Here is a 14,178-nt window from a genome sequence, read left to right as displayed (position 1 = left end):
CTATGAAACAGCCTGGTCGGGAACCTTCGGCTCATATACTTCCCCTACATCGAGTATTGCCCCCAGCAGCTTCCGTGCGTAAGGATGGCTCACCTCACTGATCGCTTCTGTCGCTCTGACTTCAACTGCTTTTCCTTTATAAAGAAACAACACATGGCTGCATAAATAGGTGACAGAAGTTAAGTCATGAGTAATGAAAATATAGGTCAGTCCTTTCTCCTCCTGTATCTCCTTTAACAGATCCATGATCTGCACCTGGGTATGGGCATCTAAGGAGCTGATCGCTTCGTCAAACAAAATGACCTCCGGATTCACCGCCAGTGCCCTGGCAATGCAGACGCGCTGGAGCTGGCCGCCGCTGAGTTCATGGGGAAGTCTGTGTAAATAGCTTTCATCAAGTCCCACCAGCGTTAAAAGCCGATTGGTCTCTTCCTTTCGGTTCAATGTTTTTTTCTCCCTTTTTTCCTTTACCATCAACCCTTCTCCAATCAGGCTTTTTACTGTAAATCTGGGGTTTGCGGATGTGGAGTAATCCTGAAACACGACACTAATTACCGCTTTTTTTCCACTCTCAAAGCGGACACTTCCTTTGTCCGGCTTTAATAGTCCGCACAAAACTCTTCCCAAAGTACTTTTCCCGCTTCCGCTCTCTCCCAGAATGCCCAGGCACTGGCCTTTTTTTACCTCAAAAGATACATCAAAGAGTACCTGCTGCCGCTCCCTGCCAAACAGAGTCGTCTGGTTTTCTTTTTTAAAACTGACATCAATATGTTCTGCTTTTATCATTGGCTCATCACTCCTTTCCTTCCTAGTGCCCTGTGATACTGATCCATAACCGCCTTCTTTTTTTCTACCAGAAGCCGTGTATAAGGGTCCTTTGGCTGCTCATAAATCTGCCGGAAGGTTCCCTGATCTGCCATTTTACCGTTATTCAGCACAAGGACCTCATCAGAGATTGCAGAGATCACACCCAAATCATGGCTGATGAAGATCATGGCTGTATTGGACTCTTTTTTTATCCGGATAAATTCCTTCATGATTTCAAACTGGGTAATTGCATCAATGGCGGTAGTTGGTTCATCAGCGATTAAAAGATCCGGCTCCATGGACATGGCAAGACCGATCATAATCCGCTGAAGCATTCCGCCGCTCAGCTGATGTGGATATTTTTTAACAGCTTCTTCCGGATTTTTTATCTGCATGGAGGTAAGAACTGTCAGCGCTTTTTCATATATTTCCTTCCTGGTCAGCTCTGTATGCTCTCTGTAGGTTTCTGACAGCTGGTCTTCAATCCGGTAGAGGGGATCAAAACAGGTCATGGGATTTTGCAGAATCATGGCGATTCTTTTTCCTCTGATCTGGCGAAGTTGTTCCCTGGTCTTTCCAATCAGATTCTCTCCACCGAAAAGTGCTTCCCCTGTTACGGAAAAGTCAGCTCCCAAAAGCCCCATGACCGCTTTTAAGCTCATGCTTTTTCCGCTTCCGCTCTCTCCTAAAATTCCCAGGCACTGTCCCGGAAAGACCTTAAAATCAATTCCTTTAATGATGGTCTGTTTCTGTTTCTTCCTTAAATGTTCCACCACCAGGTTCTTTACCTCTAAAACAGACTCCATTAAACTTCTACCTCCTTCGGATCCAGGGCATCCCGCAGGGCATCTCCCAGTAAATTAAAAGCGGCAACTACAATAACTATGGCGAGGCCAGGTGCAATCATCTGGACCGGATTGGTTGTCATGACATTCTTTGCCTCATTTAGCATTGCTCCCCATTCCGGTGAAGGCGCCTGAACACCAAGTCCCAAAAACGAAAGAGTGGAGATATTTAAAATAGCCCAGCCGATATCCAGTGTGGCCAGAACCGCCATTTCCGATGCAATGCTGGGAAGAAGGTGGCGAAAGAGGATAAACGGCTCTCCGCTGCCCACGCATCTGGAAAACAGAACGAAATTTTTATCCCTGTACTTCATAACATTGGTCCGAATCATTCTGGCGTACCATGCCCATTTAATCAGCACATTGGCAAGTATTACATTGCGCACATCCACGCCTAAAAGAGCCACCACGGCAAATACCATGATCTGGCTGGGAAATGACATCATCACATCCACCGCTCTCATGATAATTTCCTCTACCGGTCCTCTGAAATATCCGGCAAGAAGTCCTAAGATACAGCCAAGTCCGATGGTTCCTGTCATGGTCAGAAGAGATAAAAACAAGGTAGGCCGGATACCGTATATCATTCTGGAGAGAATACACCTCCCCAGCTGATCCGTTCCTAACGGATACTGAAAACTCATACCTGTAAATTTATTTAAAATATCATTTGCATATGGATCATTGGGAGCCAGAAGCGGAGCAAATACACCCGCTAAAGCGATTACAGCCAGAAATCCCATCATGACCACTGCCATTTTATTTTTCAGAAAACGTCTCCACATCTTAGGATACCTCCCTTCGAAGTCTTGGATCAGCTATGCTTTGAATAATATCAAACAAGAGGTTAAAAACCACAAACAGTGTTCCGATTAAAAGCACATAGGTCTGAATTACCGGATAATCCCGGTTGAATATAGATGCAATGCACAGCTTTCCAAGTCCGGGCCATGCAAATACATTTTCCACTACAATAGTTCCCGCCATGAGCTGGGGCACACTCATACCAATAGCCACTATACAGGTATGAAGGGAATTTTTTAAAATATGTCTTACCAGAATGGTGCTCTGCTTTAATCCCCTTACATTGGCATACAAAACGTAATCTTCTTTCATATTTTCCAGCATGTTGTTACGGATCAGCCTTATGTAAGTGGAAATATAGGTGAGCGCTACTGTAATGGAAGGCAGAATTAAGTGTTTCATGCTGCCGCTTCCGCTGGTAGGGAGCAGATCCCACTTAATACTGATGAGCCATATCATAAGAAGGCCCACCCAGTACGCAGGCATGGCAGTTGTCATAAATACAATCCCCCGTACAATCCGGTCAAACAGACTGTCCTTATAGACAGCACAAAAGAAACCGATGGGGAGACTTAAGACGATAACGATCACCAGAGAAGACATGGCAAGTACAAATGTAGCAGGAAAACATCTGGAGATCTCCCCCAGAACCGTTCTGGATGGATTGGTATAGCTGACACCGAAATCAAACTTCAGGCAGTTACCCACCCAGCGCAGATACCGGATCAGATAGGGATCATTTAATCCCAGTTCTTCCCTGACCTGCAAAATGGCATCTTCCGTAATAACCGGTGTCTGGCGGACTCTTAATGCTACTTCTGCCGGATCGGAAGGAATCATATTTATAAACACAAAGCACAAAAATGAAATCATGATCAGCAGGGGAATCGCTGACAGGATTCGTTTCACAAGATAGGACTTCATAATAAGGCCTCCATTTTAGCTGGGAAAGGTATGAAAAAACATGGGAAACCGGCAGCCTGACAAACATGCAGCCGGTATTTCCCATGTTTTAAATCCCTCCCGGAAATTATTCAAAATACATCTGGGCAAAGGGCACTTCATACTGGGTCTGGGTAAATCCAACACCTTTTAAATCTGACCTGTAGATTGCCTTATTACACTCATAGGTAAGAGGGATATATACCGCATCCTCATGAAGCCTGGTCAGCACAAAGCGGTACAGCTCCTGGCGCTTCTCTTCATCTGTAGATACCATGATTTCCGTAATTGCCTTATCAATCTCCGCCTTGTCCGCAAGTCCCTGCTGTGCTGCGTAGTCCCCGTATACCCGCTGTCTCATTCCAGCCAGGGAAGACTGAGGATCATAAGGAAGTCCCCAGCAGATGTTAAACACCATGTCAAAGTTTCCTGCTTTCATGTTGTCACGGTAAGACTGTTCTTCTTCTCCTTTGATCTCCAGACCGATTCCCAGCTTACCATATTCAGACTGAAGGTACTCTGCGATGGTCTTTTCCGTAACACTGTCGCTGTTGTATAAAAGAGTCAGTTTAAGAGGCGTTCCGTCTTTTTCTCTCACATTCTGGTTTCCCATAACCCAGCCGCTCTCTTCCAGCATCTCAGATGCCTTATCCTGGCTGAACTCGTAGGGAGTCAATTCAATATTGCAGTAAGGAACTGTCTTGGAATACAGCGTATCAGCGGGTTTTTCCAGCCCGTAAAAGATACCGTCTGAGATTGCCTGGCGGTTAGTGGCATGCTGAATCGCCTGACGCACAGTCTTATCCTTTAAAATATCATTGGTGGTATTAATTACAATCTGTCTGGTAGATGTAGCATCAGACAAGGAAACAGAGAACTTATCACTTTCCTTATATTTGTTCACTGCATCAGCATCGATCATATTCTTACCGAAGATTAAATCAATTTCACCCTTTTCCAGTGCCAGAATACGGGTCTGGTTGTCCGGGATAACCTTTACGGTTATCTTTTTCACCTTCGGTTTCTCACCCCAGTAGTTTTCATTAGCCTCAAACACAGCATATTCATCTGTAACAGATTCCTTCAGTACATAAGGGCCTGTTCCGATATAAGCATCCACACCGTCCTTTGTACTGCCGTTTTTCATGGCCTTAGGAGAGATCATTGCAAATGGTCTTGTAACTCCCAGCTCTGTCAGCATGGGGTAATACGGCTGTGAAAGCTCAATGACAAATGTATCTGCATCAGGTGCGGATACTCCCACCAGCACATTCATCATTTCCAGCCATGTATGACGTTCCTTGTTTTCAATGATCGCATCAAAATTCGCCTTAATGGCATTGGCATCACACACCTCACCATCAGAGAAGGTAACGCCCTTTCTGATTTTGAATGTATAGGTCTTTCCATCTTCGCTTATATTCCAGCTTTCTGCCAGGCAGGGCGCATAACCGTCAGCAGTTATCGTGACCAGAGTCTCGTAAAGCATTTCCTGGGCATACATCTCTCCGGCGTACAGATGAGGATTTAAATCCCTGATATCACGGAAGTTTACAAATACCAGCTCATCCTTTGGCGTCCCCTCAGATCCTTTCGTTGCTGCCGCTTCTGTGTTTGCCTGTTCTTTGCCGGTTGCTGCAGCCTCTTTACTGCCCTGTTTCTGGCACCCGGATAAAAGAGCTGCAGAAACAACACCTGCAAGGCAGGTATATAATAATCTTTTTTTCATAATTGCTCCTCCTGATTTGCTATGGTGTTAACTATAACATAGTTAGTCGTGACTTACTAATACAAATCAGGAAGAACCGGTTATAACAAAACGTTATAGGCGGACAGCATTTTTTTCAATTCTCCTATGTAAAACCGGGCTTCAGAAGACAGATCCTTTTTCTTCTGTTTTACATATCCCAGAGTCAGAAATTTCTCACAGTCCCTCACCTTCAGCGCCCGTATTCCCTGTTCTTCATATTCCCGGGATACAAAATCGATGCCCAGGCAGCAGACATCCGTATGCTTTAACATGCTGGTGATCAGATAGTCGCTGTTGGTGCAGACCGCATTATTTAAGTTCTCCATCTGAACCGCACCGACACTGATCCGTTCAATATGATGCTCCATCGCAAAAAAATCCTTGGTCCCCTCAATAAATTTTAACTGGGAAAGCTCAGTAAGCTCTACAGACTCCCTGTCATACCATGGGTGACGGCTTCCTAAATAAACACGGATGGAAAGCTCGGCAAGAGGAAAAAACTCCAGTTTTTTATGCCAGATAATATGCTTAAAGCACTGCAGCTGGGTATGCGCGAGATAAACAATACCGATCTCCGATATGTGCTCAGACACATCGTCCGTAATCTCTTCCACAGTCCCTTCCCGAAATCCGAACGTAATGTTCTGATCCTTATGAGCTTCATAGATATCCGCGATCAGCTTGGCAAGAATGCTGCTCTGATACCCTGAAACAGAAAAATAATTTCCTATTTTTTTCTGGACAAGAGACCGGATCATATTGGAATTCTTTAATATGGTAAGGGCGTGGCCATAGAGCATCTTCCCCTGCTCGGTCATACGCATCCCCCTGCTGTTACGTTCAAACAGAATTACGCCTAAATCCTTCTCTAAATTTGCTATCACCTTGCTGACGTTGGGCTGAGAAGTATAAAGCTGCTCAGCCGCCTTGTTTAAGCTGCCATGGTCCGCAGTCGCTACAAAGTATTCCAGTTGTTTTATCTCCATCCATTCCTCCGTTAATTAATAATCTCAGGCTGCTTTCTCGCCTTTAAGCAGCATAAGGGCAAAAAACCGGTATGAATCATCCTGACAGCAGCCGGCTCAAATCCGTTCTCTGCAACAAAAGCAGTTAACGATTTATCGTCCCAGCTATGAAAGGTATGAAACCCAAGCAGATTTAGTATTCTGGTACTCAGATAACCATTTTTTCCTTTAGCCGCAACAAAAGTGGGAGCAAATAAAAATCCCCCTGGTTTCAGAACTCTGTAAATTTCCGACAGCGCCTTTTCAGGGGCCGGCATAATATGCAAAGCATTGGCAATCACCACACCGTCAAAAACCTCCGGCTCAAACTGTAAATCCGTTGCATCCTGAACAGAAAAGCGAAGGTTCTCCGGTGCCTGCTTCCTCTGAGCGGTATGTATCATGTTTTCCGAAAAATCCGTGGCTTCTAAAAATCCCACTGATTGGGAAATGAGGAAAGAAAGCTGTCCGGTGCCGCATGCCAGCTCTAAAACTGTCATGCTTTTATCCAAATCCGCACCGATCTCCCTGCTGATTTCCTCATACATCTTTCGGTCCTTCGCCATAAAAAGCCCGTATACTCCTGATACCCTCTGCCAGAATGTTTTATTTGCCTGATCCTTCATCTTTTTACACGCTCCTTTTTTATCAGATATCATAAATTTACCCAATGATAGCACCCGCCGCATCTCATGTCAATGGCCGCCTGGATAACCAAAAAAGCCGTACTGTCATGCGGTAACAGGTACGGCCTTTTCGTAGGAGTCATGATCCCTCACGGGTCAAATGAAGGATGCAATCAGAGGGTTAGTCTGATGTTAGAATATTCACACGCAGTTAGTATTAACTAACTGTCATAATAATATCATAAGAAATCAGAAAAAACAAGCCCCCTTTTTCGAAAAGAATTATCAACTAAACCGGCAGCATCCACTGCAGAACATTCTTGATATAAAGATCCCAGAAATCCCAGTTATGGCCTCCCGGCCCTTCCTCAAACAATACATGGGCTCCCTTTTCTTCCATGATTTTCTTCACTTCCAGGTTCATTTCATAAAGAAAATCTTCCGTTCCGCATGCCTGATAAAGCTCTGGTACGATTCCGTCTTTTACGCAGCGGTCATACAGATGCATCAGATCTGCATTGCTTCCTGAGAGTTCTTCTGGATTTTCAAAAATATTTTTCCAGGGAAATGGCCCGTCAATGGATCCGTTTTGGATGCCATCAAAGGTTTCTGCGATATTGAGCGCACCGGACATACTGGCAGCCTTTGCATACTGCTCCGGCTTTGACAGCCCTAAAAACCAGGCTCCATAGCCCCCCATGGAAAGACCTGCCACAAAGGTATCTTCCCGCCTTTTTGAAACCGGGAAAATGCTTTTAATAAATGCAGGAAGCTCCTCTGAAAAGAAGGTAAAGTAACGGCTGCCACGGTACATATCCTGATAGAAGCTGTTTTCCGCTGACGCCATAACTACCACGCAGCAATGCTTCTGGGCATAACGCTCTATGTTGGAAAAACGCATCCAGGAGCTGTAATCTCCAAACGCTCCATGAAGCAGATATAAGACTGGCAGACCTTTTTCATAAGGAAATGCTTTCTTTGCCGATTCACTGGTGATCTGCTCATTTCCCTCGGGTGTTGGTACAAATACGTTGACATCCACGGTATGTCCCAGGGAATAACTATAATAATGACAATTCATACTGGCCATGGTTAAAACCTCCCTTTTTTTTCCTTCATTATATTCGTCTTTACCTGTCAGTACTAGACGAAAATTGCACTATTTTAATATATCCTATACTTATTTTGCTCTTTTATTCTCTGGTATTCGTCTGTATCCAGCATATTTCCCTCTTAAAGAGTGCAAGATATGTATAGTTTTGGCTGACAGTCTGCAATTTTAGTCTAGTATTCGATTGCCGTTTTCTTTATGATTAAAGCACAAACCTGTTTTAGAATTACAGTAAAGGAGTATATGCCTTATGAAGCTATGTACAAACGTGAATGAAGTAAAAGAGATGGATGGTTATTTTCAGATTATTACCAATTCCATCGAAATCCGGGTACAGTTTTTAACAGAATCCATTTTAAGAATCCGCGCAGGATTTGACGGCGATTTTGCGGAAGAATCCTACAGTCTGGTCATGACTGCATGGGAGGACCGCATGGACGGAGTGCTTAAAAACCAGAGAAAACGAGTGACCCCAGCCGCTGCAAGTCTCAGCCAGACAAAAGACCAGGCAGTTCTAAGCGGCTCCCAGTTAAAGGTTGTTATCGAGAAGGACCCGTTCCGCATCTGCGTTTACGATAAAGAAGGCACTTCTCTCCATTCTGATATTGTTGATCTTGGATATTTGGAGGACAGCAACCATCGCAGGATTCACACCAGCGAGATTTCACCGGAAGACTGCTTCTACGGATTTGGTGAGAAGAGCGGACAATGGAATAAGGCCCAGAAATTCTTATCCATGAGCCCCAAGGATGCCATGGGTTATAATCCGAAAGAGACAGATTCCCTGTATAAGCACATTCCGTTTTATATTAAATTAAACCGCAGTTCAAAAAAGGCAGTGGGATATTTCTATCATAATACGTATGAATGCGATTTTGATATGGGCAGAGAGAAGAGTAATTACTGGAAGCCGCACAGCCGGTATCGTACCGACGGCGGAGATATCGATTTATTCCTCATTGCCGGTCCTTCCATTCGGGAAGTTGTTTCCCGGTATACAGATCTTACCGGTAAATCCGCCATGCTTCCCCGGTATGCGCTTGGATACCTGGGTTCCTCCATGTACTATCCGGAACTGGAGGCAGATTGTGACGATGCAATCACAGAATTCATCGATACAACAAAAGAAGAAGATATCCCGGTAGATGGTTTTCAGCTATCCTCCGGTTACACCTCCCAGGACACTGAGCAGGGTGTAAAACGCTGTGTATTTACCTGGAATGAAAAACGTTTTAAAAATCCCAGAGACTTTTTCGCACAGATGAAAAAAAGAGGAATTACCGTATCTCCAAACGTAAAACCCGGAATTCTTCTGTCTCATCCCAATCTTCTACAGATGAAAGAAAAAGATATCTTTGTAAAAGACAGCCAGAGCGACGAGCCCGGTATCGGTACCTGGTGGGGCGGCAAGGGAGTTTTCGCCGATTTCACCAAACCTGTAACCCGCAGTGTATGGAAGGAACTGTTAAAGGAACATGTTCTGGAAATGGGAACGTGCTCTGTGTGGAACGATAACTGTGAATATGACAGTATGGTGGACAAAGACTGCCGCTGTGATTTTGAAGGCAAAGGCGGAACCATTGGCCAGTTAAAGTCAGTAATGTCCAATATCATGTGTCAGATCACCGATGAAGCCATTCATGAGACTTTTGACAATACCAGACCATTTATCGTATGCCGGTCCGGACACAGCGGCATTCAGCGCTACGCACAGACCTGGGCCGGAGATAACTTAACCTGCTGGGATTCGTTAAAATATAACATTGCAACCATATTGGGCATGAGTTTAAGCGGCGTGGCAAACCAGGGCTGTGATATAGGCGGCTTTTATGGTACATCACCGGAAGCAGAGCTGATGGTCCGCTGGATACAGAACGGCATTTTCCAGCCAAGGTTTTCAGTTCACTCCGTAAATACAGATAATACGGTAACGGAGCCCTGGATGTATGGAAACCACACCGGATACATCCGGGATGCCATCAAGTTCCGTTACAGACTGATTCCTTACCTCTACTCTCTTATGGAGCGTGCCCATGAGACTGGACTCCCCATCATGGAGCCTATGTGCAGCGCATTCCAGAATGACCCCGCCTGTTATGAAGAGGGAATCGATTTCATGATCGGGGATTCTCTGCTGGTAGCAAATGTAGTGGAAAAAGGCGCTCTTACAAGAAAAGTCTACCTTCCGGAAGGCGAGACTTTCTATGATTATTATACAAGAGAGAAATACGAGGGAGGACAAACTCTTGAGTTCCCTGTAACAATGGCAAGTATCCCGCTCTTTGTACGGGAAGGTGCCATTATACCTATGGCTGCGAACCAGATGAACAACTTAACTACCGAATCTGTCACCGGTATCCATCTGCTCCTGGCTGCTGGCAAAAACAATTCCTTCACTCTCTATGAAGATGACGGAACTACTTTAAATTACCAAAACGGAGATTATTTAAAGACTAAAATTGAAATGACTGCAGGTGAACAGACTGTTGTGGAATTTAATCAGGAGGGCAGCTATCAGACGTCTGTTGAAAACATTTATTTAGATGTGATCCGAAGAGATAAAGCACCGTTCTGGATTACTTTAGACGGCAAAGAATTTCCTCATTTTCTGTATCGTAAAAAATTTGAGGCGGCAGACTGCGGCTGGTATTACAGCCAGACACTGAAATCTGTTCAGATTAAATATCCGAATCCTAAGAAAAACTGCAGGCTTGTGATTTCATTCCAGCAGTTTGATATGATCGGTATGTAACAATACCAAAAAGCCCGTCCCTGTCATGCGGTTACAGGGGCGGGTTTTTTGTAGGAGTCATGATCCCTCACGGGTCAATGAAGGATAATCTCAGAGGGTTAGTCTGATGTATAGAATATTCACATGTAGTTAGTTGCTGCTAACTGTATTTATAATATCACAGGAGCAAGAAAAAAGCAAGAACATTTACCGAGATCATTTCTCATTAATCCCATATTGATATCCTTCCATTAAAACGTTATAATGAAGCCAGCCTTATTTAGGGAGGTAATATCTTGATTGACACAGCAAGTTTTATAATGGCAGGAGGCCGCATGATTGCCAGCGAACGCATTCAGGGCGTGAACGATAATATGGCCAAATCCCATTATCACGAATACTTTGAATTATATTATCTGGAATACGGAACGCGCTACCATATGGTGAACGATAATATTTATTCCTTAAACTCAGGGGAATTCATTATCTTTCCTCCCTATTCCATGCACCATTCCTACGGAGATAATGACGTGCCCTTTAAACGGGTTCTGGTTTATTTTTCCCCCGAAACAGTCATTGTGCCGGAAGTTCTCCACACACTCAGCCAGTCAGCTGGAGTTTACCGGTTTGATACAAAAGCCAGCCAGTCCGTTCATCTTCTTATTAATGAAATTCTAAAAGAGCAGGGAGAAGGCGCAGGGTTTCATTCTGATGCCATGAAGATGCTTTTAAATCTGCTTTTAATTAAGATTGCCAGAAGAGCGGATGAAAAAGCAGCCCCGGAAAACCGGAGCCGCATTACAGAAATTCTTCATTACCTCCACAGCCATTCTTCGGAGAACATCACCCTGGAGGACCTTGCTTCCCGTTTTTATATCAGCCCTTATTACTTATGCCGGGAATTTAAGCGCTACACCAACAGCACCATTATTCAATATATCAATAATATACGCATCATCCATGCTCAGAGGCTTTTCATGGAGACAGACCGGACTATTACGGATATCAGCAAAGAAGTGGGATTTTCCAATGTAACCCATTTTAACCGCGTATTTAAGTCCATTATCGGCATGTCACCTTCCAAAAGCCGCAGGCAGTATGCAGATCAGAAAAAAGCAGGGCAATGAGCAAAGCTCTCAGCGTACCTCTTCCCAGAATCTGACTGCATCTGACAGCCATCCATCAAGCCCGGTCCCATTTCCCAGTCCAAAGCTGTGACCGCCGTGTTCCATAAACCGTACTCTGTGAGGGACTTCTAAGCGGCTCAGCTGTTCTTCCATCAGGCAGCTGGCCTGTATATTAACAACAGGATCATCCTTACTGTGAACCAGATAGCAGGGGGGATAATTCTGATCCATGTGGTATTCTACACTGTACTCCATCAAAGATTCTTCTGTAAAATCTTCTCCTCCAATCCGTTCTAAATACTTCACGGCAGCTGCCCGTTCTGATTCAGAAGCCTTCTCCATATCCTTTAAAAACTGAACCGTTGAGATACTTGGATAACCGAGAAACAGCGCAGCCGGCTTATGAAGGCCATAGGCTTCATATCCCTTCTCTTTTGTACCCCATACAGCCGCCAGATGACCTCCTGCAGAAAAACCTGTCACTGCATACGCTTCCATTCTGATCTGAAACTCATTCTTATGAGCAGCTAAAAACTTCAGTGCGGCCGCAATATCATTCAGAGGCTTTGGAAGAAGCTTCTTCTGGCCTGTTCTGTATATTAAAATAAATGCAGAATACCCCATTCTGTTTAACTGATCGGCAATGGGGTAGCCCTCTACCAGTACCCATTCTCTTGCATACCCCCCTCCCGGGCACACAAGAACAAAGGGTTTATCCGGGTCCCCAGGCATATGAATCAGCTTCACCTGCTCCTTATCCGGTTCCTCTTGCCATTCTTCTTTTGGATAAACATCATAGATTATCTGGCTTTTTTCTTCCAATACCTCATAAATACGTTTAATTGCAGGCAGTATTCCGCACCGCTCATTTCCATAATCACTAATTTTCCTTTTCCACACATCTTCTGTCATATTTGTGAAAAAATACCCGGAAAACGGTTCAAGTTCTTTTATCGAACAAAGCTCTCCAATGGTCATATCAACGGAAACAGACTCAAACATTATACCTTCTCCTCTCTTATGCCTCGTGGTCCAGAACAATATTCTGAATCCATACCCCTTTTTTTACAAGAATAAAACCAATGATGCATTTAATAATATCTACCATCTGGCACATAAAATACAGCGGAACAATGGGGATCTGCGTGTACCGGCTAAGCAGATACGCTGCCGGGATACTTGCCACCCACATAAACACACTGTCAAAGAAAAAGGTTACAACCGTCTTTCCTCCGGAACGCAGTGTAAAATAGGAAACGTTCATAAATGCGTTCATTGGCATGATAAAGGCCAGAATCCTGATTAACTGTACTGCTAAGTTCTTCACCTCATCAGTTGTATTGTAAATCATCGGGAAAAGAGGCGCCACAATTGCCAGTATTGTACCCATAACAGCACAGGATGCAACGGAAAATACGATCAGTTTCGTATCGGTCTCTCTTGCTTCCTCCATCTTTCCCGCACCTAAGAGCTGGCCTACAATAATGGAAACAGAGATTCCAAGAGCCATATAAACCACATTAAACACATTGCCAATGGTATTGGAAATATTTAATCCAGCCACAGCAGTCAGTCCCCTGATGGAATAGCATTGCATTAACATTGCCATTCCGCTTGCCCACAAAGCTTCGTTTACAATCAAAGGCGTACCCTTCACAAAGATTTTTCCGATCAGGCCCGCCGGTATATGCATGCTCTTATAGGCCCCCTCGATAAACGGAAAGCGTTTCTTGTGCATATGGGTCCACATTATTACAATTACAGTCTCAACATACCTAGCCGTAACAGTGGCAATTCCTGCACCCACCACACCAAGAACAGGTGCCCCGAATTTACCAAAGATCAGAATGTAGTTAAGTATAAGATTGACCAAAACAGCGACGATTCCAGCCTTCATGGGAATCACCGTTTCCCCGCATTCACGAAGAGTACTGGTATACGCCTGCTCAATGCCAAAAGGCAAAAGCCCCAGCATCATAACCAGCATGTATTTACGACCATTGGTAAGAGCAATAGAAAGATCTCCGCCGCTTTCTTCCCCATGAAGGTACATGTAAATTAAATTTTCTCCGTAGAAATAGAATATAACCGCAGCCGCAGCTGACAGAAACAGGCAGCACAAAAATTTAAACCGGAATGTGTGCCTTACTCCGTCATGTCTACCACTGCCATAAAACTGAGCACCAAAGATTCCCGCACCGGAGACGATACCGAACACACTGACATTAAAAACAAATATCAGCTGATTTACAATCGCAACTCCCGACATCTGCCCGGTTCCCACCATTCCGACCATAATGTTATCAAGAAGGCTGACAAAATTGGTAATTCCGTTCTGTATCATAATAGGAATTGCAATGGCCAGTACCATTTTATAAAATGCTTTGTTACCAATCAATTTTTTCATACTTTTTCCCAGTAAAAGCGTACT

General features: G+C 44.3%; 12 protein-coding genes. 2 read left to right on the top strand and 10 right to left on the bottom strand.

The features are described 5' to 3' along the window. The 8 genes from DS742_RS07160 to DS742_RS07125 form a co-directional block, all read right to left on the bottom strand. Positions 1–786, bottom strand: a complete 786-nt coding sequence (locus tag DS742_RS07160; protein ID WP_117416309.1) for an ABC transporter ATP-binding protein — start codon at positions 784–786, stop codon at positions 1–3. Next, on the bottom strand, positions 783–1,613 hold the full coding sequence (locus DS742_RS07155) for an ABC transporter ATP-binding protein (protein ID WP_117416308.1): 831 nt from the start codon (positions 1,611–1,613) through the stop codon (positions 783–785). Before DS742_RS07155 ends, DS742_RS07160 begins: the two co-directional genes overlap by 4 nt. Then, a complete protein-coding gene (gene opp1C, locus DS742_RS07150; RefSeq protein WP_117416307.1) occupies positions 1,613–2,437 on the bottom strand; it encodes a nickel/cobalt ABC transporter permease in 825 nt (274 codons plus the stop codon). Before opp1C ends, DS742_RS07155 begins: the two co-directional genes overlap by 1 nt. A 1-nt stretch (position 2,438) precedes the next feature. Continuing rightward, positions 2,439–3,380, bottom strand: a complete 942-nt coding sequence (gene opp1B, locus DS742_RS07145; protein ID WP_117416306.1) for a nickel/cobalt ABC transporter permease — start codon at positions 3,378–3,380, stop codon at positions 2,439–2,441. A 106-nt stretch (positions 3,381–3,486) separates the two neighbouring features. Continuing rightward, positions 3,487–5,127 (bottom strand): nickel ABC transporter substrate-binding protein, encoded by a 1,641-nt coding sequence (gene nikA / locus DS742_RS07140; protein ID WP_117416305.1) that lies wholly within the window; start codon positions 5,125–5,127, stop codon positions 3,487–3,489. An 80-nt stretch (positions 5,128–5,207) separates the two neighbouring features. Next, the gene (locus tag DS742_RS07135) at positions 5,208–6,134 is read right to left on the bottom strand and encodes a LysR family transcriptional regulator (RefSeq protein WP_117416304.1); all 927 of its coding nucleotides are present in this window, start codon (positions 6,132–6,134) and stop codon (positions 5,208–5,210) included. 11 nt (positions 6,135–6,145) lie between these two features. Continuing rightward, complete coding sequence (locus DS742_RS07130) at positions 6,146–6,778, bottom strand: class I SAM-dependent methyltransferase (protein ID WP_117416303.1); 633 nt, start codon at positions 6,776–6,778, stop codon at positions 6,146–6,148. Positions 6,779–7,067: 289 nt separating this feature from the next. Beyond that, positions 7,068–7,868: an alpha/beta hydrolase gene (locus tag DS742_RS07125; protein WP_117416302.1), complete on the bottom strand. Its 801-nt coding sequence runs from the start codon at positions 7,866–7,868 to the stop codon at positions 7,068–7,070. A gap of 271 nt (positions 7,869–8,139) precedes the next feature. On the opposite strand from DS742_RS07125, the gene DS742_RS07120 reads away from it, so the two are divergent. Together DS742_RS07120 and DS742_RS07115 are read left to right on the top strand one after the other, a co-directional pair. Then, on the top strand, positions 8,140–10,641 hold the full coding sequence (locus DS742_RS07120; protein ID WP_117416301.1) for a glycoside hydrolase family 31 protein: 2,502 nt from the start codon (positions 8,140–8,142) through the stop codon (positions 10,639–10,641). A 275-nt stretch (positions 10,642–10,916) separates the two neighbouring features. Beyond that, the gene (locus DS742_RS07115) at positions 10,917–11,747 is read left to right on the top strand and encodes a helix-turn-helix domain-containing protein (protein ID WP_117416300.1); all 831 of its coding nucleotides are present in this window, start codon (positions 10,917–10,919) and stop codon (positions 11,745–11,747) included. A 9-nt stretch (positions 11,748–11,756) separates the two neighbouring features. Here DS742_RS07115 and DS742_RS07110 read toward each other — a convergent pair whose 3' ends face one another. Next, on the bottom strand, positions 11,757–12,749 hold the full coding sequence (locus DS742_RS07110) for an alpha/beta hydrolase (RefSeq protein WP_117416299.1): 993 nt from the start codon (positions 12,747–12,749) through the stop codon (positions 11,757–11,759). A gap of 16 nt (positions 12,750–12,765) precedes the next feature. Continuing rightward, entirely contained in the window at positions 12,766–14,154 is a 1,389-nt protein-coding gene (locus tag DS742_RS07105; protein ID WP_117416298.1) for an MATE family efflux transporter, read from the bottom strand. Positions 14,155–14,178: the final 24 nt, after the last annotated feature.

The sequence above is a fragment of the Lacrimispora amygdalina genome (assembly GCF_003432035.1).
In the GTDB taxonomy this organism is placed as follows: Bacteria; Bacillota; Clostridia; order Lachnospirales; family Lachnospiraceae; genus Lacrimispora; species Lacrimispora amygdalina.
Note: the sequence above shows the minus strand (reverse complement) of the source record. Positions and strands in the feature narration are given on the sequence as shown.